18 protein-coding genes and 2 pseudogenes are annotated in these 21,571 nt (G+C 56.4%); 6 read left to right on the forward strand and 14 right to left on the reverse strand.

What is annotated here, in order from left to right; translation table 11 throughout:
• The first annotated feature begins 92 nt into the window (after positions 1–92).
• Positions 93–995, forward strand: coding sequence for a LysR substrate-binding domain-containing protein (locus ACMXYJ_RS22630; RefSeq protein WP_415757009.1), 903 nt, complete (start codon positions 93–95; stop codon positions 993–995).
• Positions 996–1,146: 151 nt separating this feature from the next.
• On the opposite strand, the gene ACMXYJ_RS22635 is transcribed toward ACMXYJ_RS22630, so the two are convergent.
• Together ACMXYJ_RS22635 and ACMXYJ_RS22640 are read right to left on the reverse strand one after the other, a co-directional pair.
• Positions 1,147–1,446: a putative quinol monooxygenase gene (locus ACMXYJ_RS22635; RefSeq protein ID WP_415760790.1), complete on the reverse strand. Its 300-nt coding sequence runs from the start codon at positions 1,444–1,446 to the stop codon at positions 1,147–1,149.
• A gap of 98 nt (positions 1,447–1,544) precedes the next feature.
• Positions 1,545–2,555 carry a zinc-binding alcohol dehydrogenase family protein gene (locus ACMXYJ_RS22640; protein ID WP_415757010.1) on the reverse strand — a complete coding sequence of 337 codons (1,011 nt, stop codon included), beginning with the start codon at positions 2,553–2,555 and terminating at the stop codon, positions 1,545–1,547.
• Positions 2,556–2,652: 97 nt separating this feature from the next.
• Between ACMXYJ_RS22640 and ACMXYJ_RS22645 the strand changes: the two genes are divergently transcribed.
• Positions 2,653–3,555 carry a LysR family transcriptional regulator gene (locus tag ACMXYJ_RS22645; RefSeq protein WP_415757011.1) on the forward strand — a complete coding sequence of 301 codons (903 nt, stop codon included), beginning with the start codon at positions 2,653–2,655 and terminating at the stop codon, positions 3,553–3,555.
• A 260-nt stretch (positions 3,556–3,815) separates the two neighbouring features.
• On the opposite strand, the gene ACMXYJ_RS22650 is transcribed toward ACMXYJ_RS22645, so the two are convergent.
• From ACMXYJ_RS22650 to ACMXYJ_RS22660, 3 genes are all read right to left on the reverse strand, one after another.
• Positions 3,816–8,366 carry a PAS domain S-box protein gene (locus tag ACMXYJ_RS22650; protein ID WP_415760791.1) on the reverse strand — a complete coding sequence of 1,517 codons (4,551 nt, stop codon included), beginning with the start codon at positions 8,364–8,366 and terminating at the stop codon, positions 3,816–3,818.
• Between the two features lie 68 nt (positions 8,367–8,434).
• Positions 8,435–10,144, reverse strand: a complete 1,710-nt coding sequence (locus ACMXYJ_RS22655; protein WP_415757012.1) for a two-component system response regulator — start codon at positions 10,142–10,144, stop codon at positions 8,435–8,437.
• A gap of 97 nt (positions 10,145–10,241) precedes the next feature.
• On the reverse strand, positions 10,242–11,366 hold the full coding sequence (locus ACMXYJ_RS22660) for a response regulator (protein WP_415757013.1): 1,125 nt from the start codon (positions 11,364–11,366) through the stop codon (positions 10,242–10,244).
• 610 nt (positions 11,367–11,976) lie between these two features.
• Between ACMXYJ_RS22660 and ACMXYJ_RS22665 the strand changes: the two are divergent.
• Positions 11,977–12,081 (forward strand): annotated as a pseudogene (locus ACMXYJ_RS22665) (hypothetical protein); the annotation flags it as partial.
• Between the two features lie 12 nt (positions 12,082–12,093).
• Here ACMXYJ_RS22665 and ACMXYJ_RS22670 read toward each other — a convergent pair.
• From ACMXYJ_RS22670 to ACMXYJ_RS22680, 3 genes are all read right to left on the reverse strand, one after another.
• Positions 12,094–12,825, reverse strand: coding sequence for an anti-sigma factor (locus tag ACMXYJ_RS22670; RefSeq protein WP_415757014.1), 732 nt, complete (start codon positions 12,823–12,825; stop codon positions 12,094–12,096).
• Positions 12,822–13,346, reverse strand: coding sequence for a sigma-70 family RNA polymerase sigma factor (locus ACMXYJ_RS22675; protein WP_415760792.1), 525 nt, complete (start codon positions 13,344–13,346; stop codon positions 12,822–12,824). The genes ACMXYJ_RS22670 and ACMXYJ_RS22675 overlap by 4 nt, the downstream gene beginning before the upstream one ends.
• 144 nt (positions 13,347–13,490) lie before the next feature.
• Positions 13,491–14,033 carry a DUF3455 domain-containing protein gene (locus tag ACMXYJ_RS22680; RefSeq protein WP_415757015.1) on the reverse strand — a complete coding sequence of 181 codons (543 nt, stop codon included), beginning with the start codon at positions 14,031–14,033 and terminating at the stop codon, positions 13,491–13,493.
• Positions 14,034–14,403: 370 nt separating this feature from the next.
• Between ACMXYJ_RS22680 and ACMXYJ_RS22685 the strand changes: the two genes are divergently transcribed.
• Positions 14,404–14,964: a YSC84-related protein gene (locus ACMXYJ_RS22685; protein WP_415757016.1), complete on the forward strand. Its 561-nt coding sequence runs from the start codon at positions 14,404–14,406 to the stop codon at positions 14,962–14,964.
• 82 nt (positions 14,965–15,046) lie between these two features.
• Entirely contained in the window at positions 15,047–16,453 is a 1,407-nt protein-coding gene (cls, locus tag ACMXYJ_RS22690; RefSeq protein ID WP_415757017.1) for a cardiolipin synthase, read from the forward strand.
• 298 nt (positions 16,454–16,751) lie between these two features.
• Here cls and ACMXYJ_RS22695 read toward each other — a convergent pair.
• The 3 genes and pseudogenes from ACMXYJ_RS22695 to ACMXYJ_RS22705 form a co-directional block, all read right to left on the reverse strand.
• Positions 16,752–16,891: pseudogene (locus ACMXYJ_RS22695) on the reverse strand (cysteine hydrolase); the annotation flags it as partial.
• A gap of 196 nt (positions 16,892–17,087) precedes the next feature.
• Positions 17,088–17,447 (reverse strand): DUF6124 family protein, encoded by a 360-nt coding sequence (locus tag ACMXYJ_RS22700; protein WP_140894202.1) that lies wholly within the window; start codon positions 17,445–17,447, stop codon positions 17,088–17,090.
• Positions 17,448–18,061: 614 nt separating this feature from the next.
• Positions 18,062–18,286: a hypothetical protein gene (locus tag ACMXYJ_RS22705; protein ID WP_415757018.1), complete on the reverse strand. Its 225-nt coding sequence runs from the start codon at positions 18,284–18,286 to the stop codon at positions 18,062–18,064.
• Positions 18,287–18,365: 79 nt separating this feature from the next.
• On the opposite strand from ACMXYJ_RS22705, the gene ACMXYJ_RS22710 reads away from it, so the two are divergent.
• Complete coding sequence (locus ACMXYJ_RS22710; protein WP_415757019.1) at positions 18,366–18,755, forward strand: phosphotransferase family protein; 390 nt, start codon at positions 18,366–18,368, stop codon at positions 18,753–18,755.
• 15 nt (positions 18,756–18,770) lie between these two features.
• Here ACMXYJ_RS22710 and ACMXYJ_RS22715 read toward each other — a convergent pair whose 3' ends face one another.
• The 3 genes from ACMXYJ_RS22715 to ACMXYJ_RS22725 all read right to left on the reverse strand — a co-directional run bounded on the left by ACMXYJ_RS22715 (position 18,771) and on the right by ACMXYJ_RS22725 (position 21,562).
• Complete coding sequence (locus ACMXYJ_RS22715; protein ID WP_415757020.1) at positions 18,771–19,229, reverse strand: GNAT family N-acetyltransferase; 459 nt, start codon at positions 19,227–19,229, stop codon at positions 18,771–18,773.
• Positions 19,230–19,367: 138 nt separating this feature from the next.
• Entirely contained in the window at positions 19,368–20,771 is a 1,404-nt protein-coding gene (locus ACMXYJ_RS22720; protein WP_415757021.1) for a purine-cytosine permease family protein, read from the reverse strand.
• Positions 20,772–20,821: 50 nt separating this feature from the next.
• The gene (locus tag ACMXYJ_RS22725; protein WP_415757022.1) at positions 20,822–21,562 is read right to left on the reverse strand and encodes a TorF family putative porin; all 741 of its coding nucleotides are present in this window, start codon (positions 21,560–21,562) and stop codon (positions 20,822–20,824) included.
• Positions 21,563–21,571 lie beyond the last annotated feature (9 nt).

A 21,571-nucleotide genomic window follows, 5' to 3' on the forward strand; every position in this document is an offset into this window, starting at 1 on the left:
TCATTGTTTTTTTAGGGACAGGCCGATGATGGACGCAGGTATTGATCCCGTCTAATCTAACTTGGCATTCGATTGATACCGGAATTAGATCAATGTTCGAACTGACTCAACTGCGCTGTTTCACCACCGTGGCGACCGAACTGAATTTCCGCCGTGCCGCCGAACGGTTGAACATGACTCAACCGCCTCTCAGTCGACAGATTCAACTGCTGGAACATCACCTGGGTGTCGAGCTATTCACCCGCACCACCCGCAGCGTCGCCCTGACCGCCGCCGGCCGCGCGTTTTTCATCGAAGCGCAGAACCTGCTGGAGCGCGCCCAACAAGCCGCCGTCACCGCCCGCCGTTTTGCCGAGGGCGACATCGGCTCGGTCAACATCAGCTTCGTCGGTAGCGCGGTGTATGAATTCCTGCCCAAGGTCATCGCCGAAGCGCGGCTCAAACAGCCGCATGTGAAAATTGACCTGACGGAGATGAACACCTACCAGCAGCATGAAGCCCTGCGTGCCCGTCGTATTGACTTGGGCATCGTTCGAGCGCCATTGCTGGAGCCGGGATACGCCACCGAATGCCTGGTGCGTGAACCGTTTGTATTGGCGGTGCCGAACAATCATCGGCTGGCGAGTACAGAAACCGTGTCGGTCAAAGACCTCGATGCGCAGCCTTTCCTGATGTACTCCCACGCCGCCTACCCGCCGTTCAACGAACTGCTGACCGGCATGCTCCGCTCTGCCCGCGTCGCCCCGGAATACGTGCAATGGCTCGGTTCATCGTTGACCATCCTGGCGTTGGTCAACGCCGGCATGGGCCTGGCCCTGGTGCCTCGCTGTGCCACCAGCGTGGTGTTCAAGAACGTGGTGTTTCACGATATCGACTTGGGCGAAGGTGTGCAGAGCGAGCTGCATTTGATCTGGCGCGAGAACAATGACAACCCGGCGTTTGCGATGTTGCTGGAGGGGATTCGAAGGGCTGTGCGGGAGGGATGGGGCGTTTGAGTTTGGCGTTGCCTGGCGTTTCTTTTGGGGTCATCGACCACGTTGGTCAGTAGCGGACCTTCGTGGCCTACAACTATCGGCCAGGAGCAGACATTCGATGTGTCTGAGAAATCAGGAGCGATTCACAAGACGGCATGTGGAATGAGGCTGTCTAGTTCGAGACCTGCTCAAGGAAGATCAGTTGCAAAGGCTCCTTGAGCAAACTATCGGCGGTTGCCGCAAATTGCTTGAAGTACGGCGTTGCAAAATGCGCGTCGAGGGCCGCCTGGTGCTTGAACGCTTCGCGCATGTAGAAAGTGCCGGGTTCATCGCGCAGCTCAAACAGCACATAGTCAAGATTACCGGGCTCGGTGCGCGTTGGTTCAACCAACGCCAACAAGCCTTGTTTGAGCGCCTGCTGTTTGCCTGGCTTGGCCTTGAGTACGGCGATGGATATCAATGATTTTTGCATAGCGGTAGTTCCGTCAGAAGAAAGGGTCGGCTGTTGGCTGCCGCATCCGCCGATCAACAACACCAGTAACGATAAGCCCATCGATCTGATTAAGGTGTTCATGCAAAGCCCTCTAGAACAATCTTGCCTCGCGCTTTGTTGCTTTCGACCAGCGCGTGGGCGCGGCGCATATTGGCGGCATTTATAACCCCAAAATGCTCACCCAGTGTGGTCTGCAAAATGCCTTGGTCGATCAGTTGGGCAGTGCGATTGAGCAGGTGATGCTGGTTAATCATGTCCGGGGTTTCGAACAGTGAGCGGGTGAACATCAGTTCCCAATGCAGGGATAGAGACTTGAGCTTGAGTGGCATCACATCCAGACTGCGTGGATCATCAATCACCCCCAGGCGACCCTGAGGGCGCAACACTTCGATCAATTGCGCCAGGTGCTCCTCGGTATGCGTCAGGCTGGCCACATAACTGACCTCGCCAATCCCCAGAACCTGCAATTGGGCCAGCATCGGCTGGCGATGGTCGATCACATGGTCGGCGCCCATGCGCTTGACCCAGTCGACGGTTTCCGGGCGCGAAGCGGTACCAATCACGGTCATGCCGGTCAGCTCGCGGGCCAGTTGTACCAGCATCGACCCCACACCGCCGGCAGCACCGACTACCAGCAATACATCGCCATCGCTGCCGCCTTCGCTGACGCCTAGGCGATCAAACAGCAATTCCCAGGCTGTAATCGATGTCAGCGGTAAGGCAGCAGCGTGGGCAGCGCTCAACGACTGCGGCCGGTGCCCGACAATGCGCTCATCCACTACCTGCAGTTCACTGTAACTGCCTGCCCGGGTCAGCGAGCCGGCGTAGTAGACCTTGTCGCCAGGCTTGAACAAACTGACGTCGGCGCCCACTTCCCGCACGGTGCCGGCCGCGTCCCAGCCGAGTATTTTCGGTTCTTTGGCGAAGCTACCGGAACGGACTTTGGTGTCCACCGGGTTGACCGCAACCGCTTCCACTTCCACCAGTAAATCCCTAGGGCCTGGCATAGGTGCGGCGATGTTCACGTCTTGCAGGGAGCGCGGGTCGTTGATGGGTAGACCGTGCTCGGTAAAGGCAATGGCTTTCATGACAACTCATTGATGATGGGGTTGCGTGCATCTTTACCTTTCCCACTACAAAGAAAAATCAACACAATGCAGCAACACTTTCACTGCCGGAGGGAAAATGATTCGTATCGATGATCTTGGGCTGTTCCTGCGCAGCGCCGCCCTGGGCAGCTTTACCGCAGCGGCGGTCGAAGCTGATTTGCTGCCGGGGCAGGTTTCAGCCGCTATCAAGCGGCTGGAGCGGGAGTTGGGGGTGCGCCTGTTTACCCGTACTACGCGCAGCCTGCGCCTCAGCGCTGAAGGCGAGCAATACTTGCCCACGGCTCGGTCAGTGCTCGAGCACCTGGAGCAAGGACGGGCGAACCTGCGCGGTGACAATGCACCACTGCGCGGTACCCTGCAGATCGCCGCCCCGTCTGATCTGGGACGCAATATCCTGCTGCCGTGGCTCACGGATTTTCGGCACCTGCATCCTGAGTTGAACCTACGCTTTCTGCTCTCCGACCAAGTGAGCAACCTGTTTCGCGACCCGGTGGACGTGGCCATCCGCTATGGCCTGAACGAAGACGCCAACTACATTGCCCTGCCCCTAGTTCCATTGAACCGCCGGGTACTGGTGGCGTCGCCGGACTATCTGGCACGCCGTACCGCGCCACGAACGCCAGAAGACCTATTGCGTCACACGTGCCTGCCCTACCTACAAAGCGGCCGACTGCATGACCGCTGGCAATTGGGCACGCAAACGGTGCAAGTCGCCGGCCCGTTGTTCAGCGATGACGCCGATGTGGTGCGCCGCTGGGCACTGGAGGGTGAAGGTATCGCCTACAAATCCTGGCTGGATGTCAGCGACGACGTGCAAGCGGGAAGGCTCGTGGTGCTGCTGACCGATTTTCCCGGTGACGTGTACCCTCTGAGTTTCGCCTGCCCCCACCGTGGGCAAGTATCGCGGGCCGTAGCCGAGCTTCATCAGTGGTTGAGGAAACGGTTCATCGCCATTCCTCCTTTTGTCAGGGAGGATTAGAAAATCCGTCGTTTGATGATCCTTTTGAATCGTCAAGCCACTATGGTTTGGAACCACTGCGAGTTGGCTATGCAACTTTTCACCAGAGCTTTGAAACCTGGCAAGTAAGCCGGGCAGGAGATTCCAGCGCCGCAGAAAAACACCACCCGCCCTTCTTCAACGAATTAGAAAACCTCGGCAGTACGCAGCCATCACTTCGTCGACAATGAGAAGCTTTGGACGCTCAGGTGATGAGGCAACCAGGTCCATTAACGGTTCCATCAGGCAGATCTCAACAGGTTACGACCAACCGGCATCGCTGCAGAAAAGTCTAGCGACTGCACCATGACAACAAGTTCGTCGTACTGTGGGCGCAGGGATGGCGGCGTTTTTGACACCAAAGCAGCTGCCAGCTCTATGGCTTGAAGGTTACCCGCTTCCAGCAATATCAAAATCTCCTTCAACGATTCTTTCCATTGCGTCGGCTCCATTGTTTCCTGGGTTGTACTGATCTCTGCTCGTGGGCTTTGTCCAAAGTCGACATTCATCTGCTCAAGGCTTTGCCGCAGCAACGTGCCAAGTTCGTCAAACCATGTTGGGTCAGCCAAGAGGCTCGCGACAGAAGTTGCATCCCCGTGTTGTAGTGTGTGCTCCAGGTTGCCAGCCAGCAGCGACAGCGCCCTGGCTCCCATGGTGCCGCTGCTGCCTTTAATGGAATGGAGTACGAAAGCGGCCCCAGACGCGTCTCGTTGCTGGATCTGATCGTGCAACCGGATAAGCTGTTTTTCCAACTCGCGGCCAAAGTTTTTCAGCACGTTGCAAATCAACTCGAGGTCACCGCCAAATCGATCAATGATTGATGCACGAGAATCGTTGACGCCTTCTCGCGCCAGGGTTTGCCCCTGACCTGAATATGCCTGGCTGCTCTCGCGGCCTACTTGAAAGAGCAGGGTTGCGACAAGTTGTTCCAGATCGATAGGCTTGCCAACATGCTCATTCATCCCGGCCGCAAGGCATGCCTCACGGTCGGAGCTGGAGGCATTTGCGGTCATTGCCACAATCGGCAGCGCAGCGCAGCGTGGGTTCGATCGAATGCGGCGAGTCGCCTCCAGGCCATCAATATCCGGCATCTGGATATCCATTAATACGACGTCGAAGGGCACACGCTCATTGATCGCCTTGCTCACACCTTCCAGCCCGCCTTCGGCCAGCGTCACCTGAGCGCCTTCCCGTGTCAGTAACTCATCGGCTACCTGGCGATTGAGCATGTTGTCTTCTACCACCAATAGCCGTAACCCGGCCAGGCGCCGCGGCCGGTCAACCGTAGGCCGGGAAAGGGAAGAATGCAGAAGACCAGTGCCGTTGAATGCTTGCGCAATGGCGTCGGATAACTGCCTGGGGGTGACCGGTTTGGTGAGAAACCCTACAAAGGGCGCGTCCCCGGCCTTGTGGGCGTCGGCCAACACTTCACGGCCGTACGCCGTGATCATAATGATCATGGGCGGTGACACACCGTGACTCTGTTGGTGGATCAAGTGCGCAGCTTGCAATCCATCCATATCGGGCATCCGCCAGTCCATCAGTACCACGTCGTAGGCTTCACCTCGCAACTGGGCGCTCTTCACCCACTCCAACGCTTGCGTACCGCCACTTACGTGGTCGGCCGTCCATCCTAATGCCACAACGGTTCGTAACAACAATTTAGCCGTCGTGGCGTTGTCGTCGACGATCAATATCCGTATGGATACATCGACCTCTGGGCGGGTAGCCCTCAGGGCTGACGTCGGCGCTGTATCCAGAGTGATATCGAACCAGAAGCGACTGCCGACACCTTGTTGGCTTTCCACCCGTAGCTCTGCGCCCATCAAGGTGACCAACCGCTTGCAGATCACCAGGCCCAGACCGGTGCCACCAAAGCGCCGGGAGGTTGAAGCCTCGGCTTGAGTGAAACCCTCAAAAATGCGCTTAAGTTGTTCCGGGCTGATCCCAATGCCGGTATCAGAAACGGCGATGCGCAAGGTCACAGCATTTTCCACGCGCATCCGTTGTTCAACGCTGACCACGACCTGACCTTCCAGAGTGAACTTGAGAGCATTACCCGCCAGGTTGATCAGTACCTGTTGCAGTCGCAGGCTGTCGCCTATCAGGTCGTTGGGTAAATTGACGTCCAGGTCGAACATGACCTCGACGACTTTCTGCCCCTGGTTACCTGCCAGCACCACGGCGAGGTCACGCATGAGCGGCTCGAGTTCAAACGGGTGCATATCGAGTTGCAGCTTGCCTGCCTCAATCTTGGAGTAATCCAGGATGTCATTGAGCAAGCCCAGCAATGATTTCGCAGCGGTCTGGGCCTTGGTCACATAATCGAGCTGGCGTCCGTCCAGCTCCGTGTTCTGCACCAACTGCAACATGCCCAGCACGGCGTTCATTGGCGTGCGGATTTCATGACTCATGTTGGCGAGGAAGGCCGACTTGGCTGCGCTCGCCATGTCGGCCTGTTCTTTTGCGTTAAGCAGATGGGCCTCAAGTTCGCGCTGGGAGGTGATGTCCCGATTGATCCCGGTCACACGCAATGCCGCACCGTTCGGGCTGCGCTCGATCTGCGCGCCGGCCTGTATAAAGCGGATCTGGCCATCCGGGCGCACAACGCGGAACACCGTGTCGTACGTATCAACCCCATCGACAGCGGCGTTCAGCCTTGCCGCCGCAGCCATGACATCCTCGGGGTGAACACGCGAGTACCAGTGCTGATAATTCAGACCGTTATCACGCAACGTCTGTGGCTGACCGTAAAACTCGAACATTCGGTCATTCCACTGCAAGGCATTATCCGCCAATGTCCAGGACCAGACGCCCAGCTCTGCCACTTCAGCGGCCATCAGCAACTGATCATGCACCGCCATCAGCTCGCTGCGTTGTTTCTGGGTTGTCTCCAGGCTCGCTGCCAGCCCTTTTTCTGCCGCTTTGCGCTCGGTAATGTCTACCGCGATACCCAAGTAGCCGTTCAATTGCCCATCGTCATCGCGCATGGAGGTGACCACCAGCGTGACGGGAAACCGCAAGCCATCCTTGCGTACGTACGTCCACTCCCGGGTTTCTGCGCCTTCATGCTCGGGTCTATGGGTAAATACACGGAACCCATCGATTACCTGAGCATACTCCTCGCTCAGTTCTACGCCCCGAGCAGTGACCTCTTCAGGTATATGGAAGAGCGCCGGTGTGTATTTACCCAGTAACTCATCGGCGTCATACCCCAACAAATGCTCGGCGCCTTTATTGAACACACGGATGACACCCTCGAGGTCTGTCGCAATGATCGAGACTTCAGTGGCCGAGCGCAGCACGGCACCCAACAACAGATTGAGATGCCGCAACTCGGACGTTCGCTGCGCAACCTGCTCCTCCAGGTTGGAATTGAGCTCGAGAATTTTGGCCTCTGCTGCTTTTTTCGCCGAGATATCCCTTAACGTTTTGGAGGCTCCAACAACACGACCACCCTCCCCATAAATGGGTGAGATGCTGGCAGAGACATCGATCATTCGGTTGTCTTTGTGATGGCGTTGAGTATCAAAGCTGCCGATACGCTCCCCCGCCCTGATGCGCGCAAGAATATGCGCTTCCTCATCGACAAGCTGCGCAGGAACAATCAAGTTGGCCAGTGTCTGGCCCACTGCCTCCTCGCAGGTATAACCAAACAGGTTCTCGGCGCCCTTGTTCCAGTTGGTGACGACACCATCGAGGGTTTTTCCGATAATGGCCTCCGCCGAGCTTTCAACGATGGCGGCCAGTCTTGCCTGTTCAGCCAGTATCTGCCGCCGACGTTGACGACTGACACTCACGACACTCGCCAGAGTCGCCAGAAGAAGCGTGAGAAAACCACCCAAAAACAGAACGACCTTCGGTGAGACCTGATGCAGACGCTGGATGAACAGCGGATTCGCGCCGAGTTCGATTTGCCACCGCCTCCCGTAGACCTCGCGCTCCAGCTGATGGGTCATCAGCGTTTTGCGGCTAGCCGAGTCGTCGGTGCTTTCATAAAACAGCGTCTCTTGCCCGGGGACGGTGACGTCCCTCAATCGCAGATGCACCGCCTCATTTTCTATGCGCAAACCTCTAAGTACTTCCTCGGTCTGCAATACCACATAGCTCCAGCCAAAAGCGGCTGCTTCTCGTTCGGCTGCGGAGGCCGGAGTCACTCCGCCGCGAAAAACGGGCATCAACAGCAAGAAAGATTGCCGTGGTATCGCGTTGCTCTGTATCAGGGTGATGGGCCCGGTGATCCGCGCCATACCGCTCTGTATCGAGGATTGGGCAGCCTCTCGCCGCGATGTTTCCGACGCTATATCCAAGCCAATTGCAGGCTGGTTACCCTCAGCCGGCTCGACATACTGGACAACGTAGCGCTCTCCTGAATGGACTGAGAATTGATGAATGGAGAAATCCGCTGCGCTGTCAGCTTGAGCGTACTTGAGAAACTCGCCTTCATTGCGCTCCGGTACGCGCCTGACAAAACCAAAGGCACTGGCGCCAGGGAACTCGGTAGCGAGGTCACGGGTTCTGTGATATCGGCGAAACACTTCGCGGCTAATGCCATACTCGCCGGCGGTGAGCACAGCGCCACGAGCCCCTCGCAAACCGTATTGGTAAAGATTCAGACGCGTTAAAACCAACTCTGCGGCCCCCTCGGTAGCCGCTGCAATCGCTTCTTGAGCCTGCTGCTCGTTGATGCGTTCAAGGGTCCAACCGCCCAGGACGCTTGCCCCCAGCCCCACCGCCAGAGTGATGGCGACTCCCCGGTTCAATGCAAAAAACTTGAATTTTCTCACTCGCATTGTCCCGTTGCAGAAGACCTTCATGCCTTCGATATTGAAGTTAGAACCCTGTTGGAGGCGTCTGCAACTTAGCTCATATGCGCAACATTAACGTTGAGTCCAGAGGATAAAAATGACGATATTTGAGCAAAGGGAACAGGACGGCAATACAGATAACCTTGCATGATCTGACAGCCTTGCTCCAGAAGCGCATCGGCCTGTTCCTGGGTTTCTACGCCTTCGGCCACCAATTCAAGACCTAGCGCCTGACCTAACTTGATGATCGCGACAATGATTGCCGAATCGCTTTTGTCGGTGAGCATATCTCGCACAAAACTCTGATCTATTTTCAGAACATCAATGGGAAACCGTTTGAGATAAGCCAGGCTCGAATAACCGGTGCCGAAGTCGTCGATCGAAATGCGAACCCCGAGCGTCTTGAGAAGACAAAGGGTTTCTCGCGCGTTATCAATGTCTCTTGCCAGCACCCCTTCGGTAATCTCCAGCTCGAGAAATTGTCCTTCTAAACCAGATTCGGCGAGGATACTTTTCACCATGGCCAGAAAGGCTGCCTCGCGAAACTGCACGACAGAGATGTTTACGCTAATAGAAATGTCATGGCCCAGTTCACGAAGCACCCTCGTGTCCTTACAGGCCTGGAGCAGCACGTGTTTGCCAATCGGAATGATCAGGCCTGTTTCTTCTGCCAGAGGAATGAAATCGGCAGGCGAGACCAGAGCGCCGTCATGGTTGCGCCATCGGATCAACGCCTCCATTCCAATGACCCGGTTATGCCGTGCATCAATCTTCGCCTGGTAAAAGACCTCAAAGACACCCTCTTCCAAAGCGTTGCGCATATGGCGCTCAAGCAGGTGCCTGGCACGCATGCTGCTCTCGATATGCGAAGAGAAAAAACAATAGCGATTACGACCTGCAAGCTTCGCCTGGTACATGGCCGCGTCGGCATGCCGGTAAAGTGATTCCATATCGTCGCTATCTTCAGGAAACACACTGATGCCGATGCTTGCGCTAAGGTCGTATCGGTTTGCCTGGATTGAAAAAGGACTGGAGAGTGTGGCGAGCACCCTTTCAGCGAAGTCGCCGACGGCATCGAAGCCGACCACTTCGGGCAGGAGGAGGATGAACTCGTCGCCTCCTTGCCTGCTGACGGTATCCTCGACGAGCAAGGATCGCGATAATCGCGATGCCACCTCTTGCAACACCAGGTCACCAACCGAGTGCCCCATCGAATCGTTGATTGCTTTGAAGTTGTCCAGATCAAGCAGCAACATCGCCACACGGCCATTGTTGCGACGGGCCTTTTGTAACGCCTGCTCGGTACGATCCTGCAGCAGGATTCTATTGGGTAGCCCAGTCAGTGCATCGTGGTTGGCGAGCCTCTTGGCCTCATTGCGCAAGGCGACATGAGCTTTGATATGGGCTCTGGCAACCGGAATATTCAGCGGCTTTTGAATGAAGTCCACTGCACCGCACTCCAGAGCGAAAAGCTCCTTGTCGGTCTGCGTATGAGCGCTTACAAAAATGACCGCGGCGTCCAACAGTTCCGGATCAGACTTCAGCGCCCGGCACACCTCGAAACCGTTCATGCCTGGCATCTCGATGTCGAGCAACACCACATCGGGCCTGCATTGACGAGCAATCTCAAGTGCCTGCTGACCACTTTGGGCGATATAGACTTCAGCTAAATCTTGCACTGCAGCGCTGAGAATTCTCAGGTCGGTGACTTGGTCATCGACGATCAGGACGACTGGTTTGAGGCTAAACGTCTTGTCGCGCATTCCGTTGCTCCCGGTAAATCCCTTGCGTTTAACAACAAGCAAACCTGAACAGCTTCTATCTGCGCCAGAACACCCAGCCTGCCAATCCCAGTCAGGCTCAAGCCAGGCCGGCTAATCGTTGAAGTCTTTCAACGTCTGCTTCGGGTTCCCCCTTGTTCATGGCGGCGGCAAGGCGCATCACCACTTGTTCGCGGCGAACTTGCATGGGAGGCAACGCATAAATAGCGCCTATCAACTCACGTAGAACCATAGGCAGCCCCCAGCGTGCTTTTAAGCGAACGGCAAAAGGCGCTGCAAAATCGCGGACTGCGTGCATGAGTGTTTCTTCGTCCACGCTATTGCCCTGGTTCTCCCATTTCTGAGTTTGGTATAGCACACAGAGTTCGCCCATACGGTGCAGCAGAGCTGCAGTCTGCAGGGGAGCAGGGTCCAGACCACATTGTTGAGCCAACAGATCAACCCTTTCAGCCAAACGCTCAGCATCATCCAAATGCGCCTGGATGAACGTCATCAGCATGCCGTCAGGTTGAGTATTGGTCTGTCGCAAGGCTTGGCTAATCGCCAGATTCACGCTGGTAAGCGCTCCTAACCGTGTCAGGGCACCGTTCAAGTTCGTGCATGGCTCGCCGAGCCCGAGATACGCGGCACCGTTGGCTGCGGCGATCAAGTGGGCGCATAGCGCCGGGTCATACTGCCAATCTTTGGCGAGCTCTCGCAAATCCATTAACGCCCCGCCATAGCCAAGATGAAGCTTGTCCTTTACGGAGGCCAGTAAAGGCAAGTCCAACTCGCCCGCAGACAAACCACTGAGATAGCTAATCAGGTCTTCAGTGTTGACAGTGGTCGCTCGGGGAGGCTCATCAAGAGGAAGGAGCGCGTCCAGGCATTGTACGACGCGCGCCACTTGGAATGGCTTGGTGAAAAAGGCACTGATCCTCAGCGACCTTACCGCCAGCACACTGTCTCGATCAGCGCGTCCGGTAATCATGATCAGCGGCGTGTCTTGATCTTTTTCGCGAATTTTCTGCAACAGGTTGACGCCGGGGGCATCCGGTAGATTCCAGTCGGCCATAACCAACTGATAGGTGCTTGGCTGCCAAGCGTCTAAAGCGCTGGCGACATTGGTAAAGCAATCGACTTGGGCAACCGGACGGATGCTCAACACAAGCTGTTTTAAAAGATCTGATATCCAGGGGTCATCATCCAGAATCATCACTCGCATTCGGTAATCCTCACTGGACTGACGCTCAACTTCCCAACGTATTAGTGGTTACTATCAGACAACAGAAAAATGAGCGCCATTGAGATCAATGGATAAGGTTGTAGTCGAGAGAATTTGAGTAAGTCACTGCAATTTCCCTTTGGCAGGTGGCTAGATAAGGCCCTGAAGGGTCAAATCTATTCCTTGCCAGCGAACTATACAAGCTATCAACATGGCCAATAGCTCACGGGTAATAATGTCGATTGGAGTGCATGAACGCCGCGATAGCGCAATTGTTTGAGCGGCTGTGTCCTGCGTTAGCCGCTGTTTATGTCAACGTCCAAAGGCCTCAACTGAGAGACCGAGTACCGAAAGGTTGCTACGCATCAGGGCTGCAATGAAAGTCATCCCTGCGCAAACTTACGGCCAGCTGAAAACCAAACGCTGGCCGACTTTACGTAGCGACGCAGACTTCAAAACGGGCATACATTTTCACGCAGCCAGGGTCGATTGCAGCCGTTTGCATCCCTTCCAGACAGACAAAAATCGGCCGATATCGCTCGCAAAGGGCGGCGTGGCTAAGAATTCGTGTGCAGCGATGACTTAGCCTGTCCAACGAGAGCAGAATATTTTGATTGAGACGCGCCGGCGGCGCAGCACCGAGACCACTTTCTATGTGCTGGCGGTGTACTTCGGCTCGGTCGGGCTGCTGGTGTGTTACTGGTTTTTCGGATAAAGACGCCCGTGGTCAGATCACTTTAACGGCCCGACCAATGAACTGCACCGGTCCAGTGGGTTTGCCAGTCTCAGATCCATTGGGGTTCTCCAGCGTCAATTCAAAGAGCTGGTTGGATTCCAGTGGCGGTAATTTATCCAAAGGGACAGAAAGCGTTTGCCCAGGTTTGACCAATCCAAGGGACACCGGTCCTTGCCAGCCGTCCGCTTTGGTCCAGAATTCAAGTGCTTTGTCGGTTGGGACTTGCGCTACCCCCAAAGGTATCAGTTGGATTTCCTTTGGGTTGCTCGCTTGAATGACCCAGCCGGGTGCCTGGTTCTGCGGAGCCACTAGAACAACCAGGTAGGTGGTCGGATTCACCGGCGCGGTTCGTGTCAGCATTACTGTTCCGAGCAACAGCGTTGCGACGAGACCTGCTCCCGCGAGCCCACGCCATAGCGGAAGGAGGTTCCACCACGAGATCGGCTTCACGGTGGTCGTCACTCGGGGGGCTCGCCGGACATCGCTACTCAAACTGCGCTCGATTCGTCGCCATAGCAGCGGGCTAGGGTTCTGCGGGTCGGCCAGTTCGGTCAACGCAAGCAAACGCTGTTCCCACGCATCTACCGCATCTCGCAAATCCGCCTCCTTAGCGAGACGCTTTTGAATCTCTTTGCGTTGCTCGGCCGGCAGCGTGCCTAACACATACTCACTCGCCAGTTCGTCAATGTCGTCGGGGCTGTCATCCTGTGGATTCATGGTCATCCCATGCACTCGCGCAAGGCCGCCAGACTGCGTTTGATCCAGGCTTTGACGGTCCCTAGTGGGGCGCCCAGTTTCTGCGATATTTCTGCATGCGAACAGCCATCTACATATGCATGAAGGATGCAGTTGCGACGCACCGGCTCCAGTTGCTCAAGGCACACATAAATACGTCCTGAACGAGTTCGATAATCGAAGGTGTCCACACTCTCTGTCGATGTCTCCATAGACACTAAAGCTTGCAGTGACATTTCGCTGTGCTCGCTAACTTGCACCTCCCGGGCGTTATCTCGTATGAAGTTCAGCGCCATATGCCGCGTCACGCTGAAGATCCAGCCACGCGCAGAGCCTCGTGCCGGATCGAAAGTGGCGGCACGAGTCCATATCTTGATAAAGACATCGTGCACGATGTCTTCGGCCAAGGTGTTATCGCGAGCGATTCGCTTGGCAACCCCCAAAAGTCGATCACTTTCCTGCTCATACAAATCCCGCAATGCCTGCTGCTCGCCTCGGGCGCAAGCCATCAGGCAGGTTTCATAGTCAAAACAGGGCTCTGGTAAGGACAAGTTATTCAGCCGCCAGCAGGTAGTAAATACCCCAGCCCTAGGGCTGGGGTTCCATCGGAGCAGCGTAGACGACTTTGGGCGCTACCTGTTCTGATGGTTGTCTTAATTGGCCGCCCAAAAAATATAGTCAGCCTGATATTTCACTACCTCGCGTTTGCCTTTGTTTGCTGCGGTGCATTCGCTCATGGGCGCTACCCCTCCTTTAACGGCCACCCGCTGAACGTAGCTGACACCGTTCATTGCACCTTTGCCTTCAGCGGGGTTGGCCTTGACCAACTGGTAAGGGAGGTCGCCGGTACCTGAGGGTGCAACAGCCAGTTGCGTCCCGGTGATTTTAGAGCCGTCTTTGGCTTGCCAGGTGGCAGGCGGCCCAAAGTAGGTACCGACCTGTTTGCCGCTGCGATCATTCAGTACCGCTTTGGGCCCGACAAAAAACCATTCAGTCTGGCCGGCGGTGTTCGCTTTGTCGCGACACTCATACGTGATTTCGCCCACGCCCACGGTCTCCAGCGCGACCTTGTGGCCGTCAGGGACCTTGATGCTGTCGGGCAGACCTGTTTGTGCATAGGCAGCTGGCACTGTGACCAAGAAGCAGGTGGCAGCAAGCGTCGCACTGACAATGCCCAGGACTCGTTTAGCGTTCATACACATCTCTCCAGAAAGGTGATCAGTTCAGCAGCTGTGGCTACTACCTTTACTACCCACCGGAGGACGAACTGGATGCAGCTAGTTGAAAAAAAATCGACGCTGAACGATTTAGCCAATCTATTGCATCGCCCGGTTGAATCCACAGTCAAAAGCAGTTTCTGACAACGAACCCGGCCGTTGCGCAGTGGTCCAAACTTCTGATGGCGTCGCGACTGATCACAGGCCTTGGGCCTGGTTCATTCAAAAGCGACGTTTTGCAATTCACACACATCAGGGTGCGCCGGATAACGTTCAGTAGGTTCGGATCCTGTCTGGTGCAGGCGCTGACTGCTGCTCCCATCCCCTGCTCCCTTACCGGAGTACGAAAATGACTCAGTCAATGCGCTTCCTCCTATCGATCTTCCTCGCGACAGCCTCATTGGCATCAGCGAGCCTCCTCAACAATGCAGGTGCGGCAACTGCCGAGGACCTGAATGCCGACTCCAAGCAAGCGTTGCAAACGCTTTACAAGGCCACACCCGTTGCCAAAGACATTTCGCAGAAAGCCAAAGCGGTGCTGGTCTTCCCGAAAATCATCAAGGCCGGCCTTGTGTTTGGTGGCAGCTATGGCGAAGGCGTGCTGATGAAAGGCTCGCAAGTAGAGAATTATTACAACTCCGTAACCGGGTCCTGGGGACTGCAGGCAGGCGCCCAATCGTATGGTTATGCGGTGTTCCTGATGACTGACAAAGCCGTGAATTATGTTCGTGAGACCAAGGGCTGGGAAGTCGGCGTAGGGCCCACCGTTGTAATGGTTGATGAAGGGGTGGCGAAGAATCTGTCCAGCACGACAGTGAAGGACGATGCCTACGCGTTCATTTTCGACCAGCAGGGGTTAATGGCCGGGATCAGTATCGAGGGAACGAAAATTTCCCTGATCAAGCGCTGAAAGCCGTCGATCAAGGCGTCTTGCGCAGTCCGCAAGGCGCCCGGACAGAGCGCTATCACCGTCCTCGCCAAGAGGGAGCCAGATGAACCTTCTAACCCGATGTAAGGGTGCATGTATTGCTCTGGTGCTAGGCGTGGTTGTGCTCCTGACCTTTGTGATTGGCTCCAGTGCTTTGCCGAGGATAGTGCCGGACATGGCTCGCGTTTCCTCTGCGCCCGTGCAACTCGACGGGATACACGGACCTCTGTCAGCCGAGCGCAGCAAAGCCATTCTCGACCGACTCAAGACCAGCGGCGCAGAGACCAACATCTTCGATGTGCACCTCGCCATTGAAGAATCCGTTGCCGGTAGCCCGCTAACGGAAGGAAACAAGGTCGACTTGCTGCAGGACGGTCCCAGCACCTACCAGTCGATGATCAAAGCCATTGAAGCTGCGCGCGACCACATCAACATGGAGACCTACATCCTCGAGGATGATGAAGTCGGCCAGCGTTTCGCCGCCGCACTGATCGCTCAGCAACACAAAGGCGTACAGGTCAATCTGATCCGTGACAGCGTCGGAACCCTTGGAACACCCTCAGCGTTTTTCTCTCGATTGACCGAAGCGGGCATCAAGGTGCTGGAATACAACCCAGTCAATCCGGCGACGGCCAAAGTGGGCTGGGACGTGAACCAGCGTGACCACCGAAAGCTGCTGATAGTGGACGGCCGTATTGCCTTTCTCGGCGGGATCAACATCAGCAGCGTCTATTCGGGGGGCTCGTTCAGCGCTCACTCGAAGACTCGCCCAACGGGTGATTTGCCCTGGCGAGATACCGACTTACGCATCGAGGGGCCTGTGGTTGCGGACCTGCAGAAGCTGTTCATCGGAACCTGGACTGCACAGAAAGGTGAACCACTCGCGCCTCGCCACTACTTTCCACCACTGGAGCGCAAAGGCACCGAAGTGATTCGCGCCATCGGCAGCTCGCCGGATGAGCCGTTCAGCCAGATCTATGCGACGTTGATTTCGGCGCTGCACAGCGCGCAGACCGAGATATGGCTGACGAACGCCTACTTTGTGCCCGATCCGCAGTTGCTGGCGGTACTCAAGGAGGCGGCAGCACGTGGCGTCGACGTGAAGTTGGTGCTGCCCGGCAGCACCGATTCGTGGCTGGTGTTCCATGCCGGACGCGCCTACTACAGCGAGCTGCTGGAGGCCAACGTCAAACTTTACGAACGCCGTGACGCCCTACTCCACGTCAAGACTGCCGTCATCGATGGCGTGTGGTCGACTGTCGGCTCCACCAACCTCGACTGGCGCAGCTTCGTGCACAACGATGAAGTCAACGTCGTTGTACTGGGCACCGAATTTGGAAAAAAGATGCAGGCGGCATTCATGGCTGATCTGGCCAAGTCGAACGAAATCAAGCTGGAAAAATGGCAGCGCCGCTCGCTCGTTTTGAGAGCCAAGGAGCAGATGGGACGACTCTGGGAATACTGGTTATAGGTCGAGTGGCGCGGTTGAGAATGAGCAGTGGAGCTCTGTGTGTTGCGCAATGGAATTGCCAGTAAAGGTGCACTACCTTGGGTTTGTACCGCCCACGTTTCGCAATCCATTCAGGTTGAGAGGTGGAATTCATGAACAACATCATCTACATCGTCGGGCTAGTTGTGGTTGTCGTGGTTATCCTGTCGTTTCTCGGGTTTGCATAGAACCGAAGAGCGTCCTGTATTGACAAGGCTGTGCCCCGCATCGCGAGGTACAGCCTGGTCGCGCTTGAGCTATTTGGCCTTTAGAAACTCCACAGGTTCGCCGCCATGCCCGCCAATATGATTTGCGCGGCTGCCGCGCCAGGTCATTAGTTTCCGGGCCATAAACCATGTGCGGTGAAGCAATGATGGTTTTGCCGTCGAGGACGTAGGGCTTGTAATCGGGCATGAAGTCGCCGCAATACCTGTGGGAGCGAGCTTGCTCGCGATGAACGATTACACGGCATCCCGGACCTGACACAAAACCCAATCACCGGTCAGCAACGGCAACCGAGAACCTGTGGCGAGGGAGCTTGCTCCCGCAGCGGCCCCCCAAAGGTGACAACTGCCCAACCCAACGTCAGTTACCCACTCACCACAGCAGACCGCACTTACGCAGGTGGATCAATTTTATCCAGCAATCGGTTTGCCGTGATTTCAGCCACCATGACGCTGTTGGAAATGCCCAACAGGGAATAGCGCGAGCAACCCTCCAGGAGGTCCACCAACTCGTGGACCATCACATCGATCGAAGCCAGGGTTTCGACCAGAAAAACCGCCAGGGTTTCGGTCGTGGCCTCTGGGTCCACGTAAAACAGGGTGCTGCGTGTTCGCGGGGTGGCTTTGATGTCGGCAATTGACGGGAAGTGGTAATTGAGAGCCCGCTCGGCGGCTTCGTTGAGTTTTTTTGAATCGGGTTCGTACGGGGAGACCGGATCGGTGTCCGGTGGGTTGGGTGTGACCTTGAACATAGTGAAACTCCTAGAGAAATGGAGCTGCCACCATTCGCTGCGAAACGATAAAAGGTGGCAACTGTACGCGGGTTCGCAGACCAGGACTCTAGGAACCCGGCAGACCCTAAGGCCTCCCACGCACAGCCGCCATGACATGAATGACAGACCTAATGAAGCGTCTGCTCACGGACGGTAGACGTTGTGCGTCTAGAGTTTACCCAGGCTGCGAAACCCGATCACTGATGGGCAGTGACACGAATCAAGTTACCGAGTGACCCCAAGGCACACAAGCCGGCGGATTCTGGCGCAGCCGTAGGCAACGGCGCAAGGTCTTGTGGCTTTCAGGAAGTAACCTTGATGGATCTTAAACAAGCATCCTGTGGAGATGTTTAGACATCTGACACGCGCTTCTTATACGAGGTGAAACCTTGTTCCATGTCTCGACGCCGGTTAGCCAACCCAACGATAAAAAATCAACCCTGTGAGTAAGGGTCTGCAGCGTCCTGCCGATTACGACAAAGCGTCGCGCTCGATTGCCGGCGTTTTATGGACCGCAAAGCATTAGCAGGGACTTTGCGTGCGTCACCTCAGACACCTTACCTCCCCTCTGAATCAGCAAAAGATTGCTGGCGTCACCTTCCATCTCGATCCGTCTGATCAGAACGAACTGGTGACGGTGCTTCAGCGTTTTTTTTGCCGAGCCGGATCAACATGCATTGCTGGATATTCCCGAGGAAACCCGCAGCGTGTTCCTGCTCGAAGGTGAACGAAAATGGGTGTTGAAACACAACCGCCTGACCCACTGAAAAAAGCAGCTGCAGAATTTCCTGGGCCTCAAGCGTGTGTTCGGGCTGCATGACCTGACCAACGAATTCATCAACCTGTCCGTTGTGTCCGCCAAGTCGGAGTCATCGCCCAGAGTGGCTGCATTCGGCCATGTCGGACATTTTCCAACTGTTTGGGCAGACGCTGGTCGAGGGGTTTGTGCACATGGACCCGCACCCCAAGAACATCCTGATTGGCCCCGATGGCAGGCTGCGCCTGATCGATTTCGAATGCTGCGCGCATTCGGTGCTGGATCACGACTTCAGCCTCGGTTTTCTGCTGGGTTACTTCTATCGCTTCTGGTTCAACACGTTCATATCGGTTGAAGACTACAACGCGTGCTGCGAACGCTACCTGAAGCATCAGCATTCAGAATTGAACCGTGAAGTTTTCCAGGCGGTGTATGAACGCTTTCGGGACCATGATGTTTCCCGTAGCACGCGTTACCGCATCCTCACGTGCCCCAAGGCCCAAGCGGCATTCCTGCACGAGTTGAGGTAACCGGCAGCGGTTGGCTCAGCCTTGTTTCAAATCGAGGCAGTAGGTGTAGTAACCCGTATCGCGCACATAGCCCAGGGATTCATACAACCGTTGCGCGCCGACATTGTCCGTGGCCGTTTCCAGCACCATGCCTTTGGCGCCGGTCAACAATGCAAAGGCTCGCGCGGTGTTCATCAGCAACGTGCCGACTCCTTGACCTCGGGCGGCGGGGGTTGTGAAAAGGTCGCCCAGCAGCCAGGTACGGTGCGCGTCGATGGAGGAGAACGTCGGGAACAACTGGACGAAACCCAGCGCCTCGCCGCTGGGGGCCTGGGCGAAGAAGATCGCGGACTCGTCCCGGGCAATGCGCTCGGCAATGAAGTCGCGAGACTGCGGCAGGTTCGACGGCTGGCCGTAGAAGCCTCGATAGGCGTCGAACAGGCCGGCGATTTTATCGAGGTGGGATGCGTCGGCGCGCAGGGCCTGGATGTCCATGTTGATCGTTTCCTTGCGGATTGGTTGGATGAGCGGAAAAAGGGAAATGTAGATCAAAAGATCGCAGCCTGCAGAAGCTGCCGCAGGTTGCGATCTTTTTGGGCTCACCCAAATTTCCGCTTTCCTCCTTAAGGCCTTTCAACTCCGCGCAGTGGCCACCGCCGGCATTGATGTCCTGGCCAGCCCGTAATAAAGAATCCCCGGCACCACCAGACCAACGATCCAGGAGATATCGACACCGCCGAGCTGCGCGACCATCGGCCCGGAGTAGAAGTGCGTATCGACGAAGGGCAGCTGGATCAATACACCGACGACATACACGCTGATCCCGCGCATGTTCCAGCGACCATAACGACCCGCCGGGTCGGACAACGCCGGGATGTCATAGCGCTCTTTGTTGATGAAGTAGTAATCCACCAGATTGATCGCGCTCCACGGTGTGAAGAAGGTCAGCAAAAACAGGATGAAGTACTTGAAGGTATTCAGAAACGAGTACTGACCCAGCAGCGCAAGCGTGGTGGATGCCGCGACAATCAACAGCACAAACACCATGCGCTGCCGGGTGGAGATCTCCAGACGACTGCGGAAGCCACTGATGATGGTGGCCACGCACATGAAGCTGCCATAAGCGTTGAGCGTGGACACCGTGACCTTGCCGAACACCACGCTCAGGTACAGCAGGGACGCCATCACACCGGTGCTGCCCAACCCGACGATGGTCGCCACCTCGTGACCGCGGAAGTTCGCACCGGCCAACGCCGCGGCGAACACCCCCAGCACCATGGACGCCTGAGCGCCCAGCACCGTTCCAAGCCCGACGGCAGCGAACGTCTTCCAGGACGAGGTCTTGCTCGGCAGGTAGCGTGAGTAGTCAGCCACATAAGGGCCAAAGGCGATCTGCCAGGACGCCGACAACGACACCGCCAGCAGGAAAGTACTCCAGCCGAAGTGACGGTTTTCCAGCAGCAGACCGATATCGTTGAGGGTCATCAACCGGGTAAACAGATAGACGAAGGCAATGATGCCCAGCACGCTGGCCACCCGGCCGACCAAGTGGATGACCCGGTAACCGAAGATCGTCAGAAACGCGATGCACGAGGCGAAAATCAGGATGCCGGCGCTGTCGCTGACATGGATCAATTGGGCAATCGCCTGCCCCGACAACACCGCACCGGTGGCGCTGAAACCGAGGTACATCAGGCACACCAGCACAATCGGGATGGCCGCCCCATAAACCCCGAACTGCACGCGACTGGAGATCATCTGCGGCAGCCCGAGCTTCGGCCCTTGTGCCGCATGCAGGGCCACCACTGCGCCGCCCAGCACCTGGCCGATCAGCAAGCCGATGAGCGACCAGAACACATCACCGCCCAACACCACGGCCAGGGCGCCAGTGACGATCGCGGTGATTTGCAGGTTGGCGCCGAGCCACAGGGTGAACTGGCTGTAGAGGCTGCCATGACGCTCGGCCTCGGGAATGTAATCGATCGAACGTGTCTCGATCAGGGGACTTCGCTGCTGACTATCGCTGACCTTGGTCATTACGTTGTTTTCCTTTGAGGCGCTTGTTTTTATTGTGTGGGCTCGAACGCTTAGAACGCCTTGCTGGCACTGGCAACCACCGTGGCGGAGCACAAATCACCATAGCCGTACCAGCTCGTGCATTCGCTTTTCGACAGGTCGGTATCGATGTAGCTGAGGCCCCAGGTCACGCCCACGAAGTCACGGGTCAACTTGGCTTCCCACTCGGTGTAGGCATCACGGCTTTCGCCGCTGGCGGACCAGAACGCCGGATCCTTGACATCGTTGCGACCCACGCGCAGGTCCAGGCCGATCTCGGCCGGCAATTCGATTTTGTAGCTGAGGTAGGTGTAAAGGGTGTCCTGGTCCTCGCCAAAGAAGTTCGGCGTATCGTTTGAGTAGTTGGCGCCGAGCTTCACGCCATAAACGTCAAGAACGGCGTAGACCTCACTCAGGTTGAATTGGCCTTCCTTCGGATAGTCGTACTTGATGTACCCCAGATCGAGGCTGATGGCCTCGGTCGCCTGCCAGTAGTAGCCCGCGTAATACTCGAGTTCCTGCCGCGTCTTGAACTCGCCGCCGAAATCGACATTCGAGGTCCAGGCGCCAACGTACAGGCCGCTGCTGTGCACCAGCGTGACGCTGGCCTGAGCCGCCGGATCACCCAGGGTTTGCGAAATCCCACGGGTGCGGTAGTCGCTGAAAACTCCCAGGGTCATGTCCAGGCTGAAGTCATCGTTGAGTGTCAGTGCCTGGGTGGTCAGGGGTGCCAATACAAGCGTGGCAAGGGTCAATACTGAGCGTGCGTTCATACAAGTCTC

It is taken from the genome of Pseudomonas arabinosi, assembly GCF_047758675.1.
In the GTDB taxonomy this organism is placed as follows: Bacteria; Pseudomonadota; Gammaproteobacteria; order Pseudomonadales; family Pseudomonadaceae; genus Aquipseudomonas; species Aquipseudomonas arabinosi.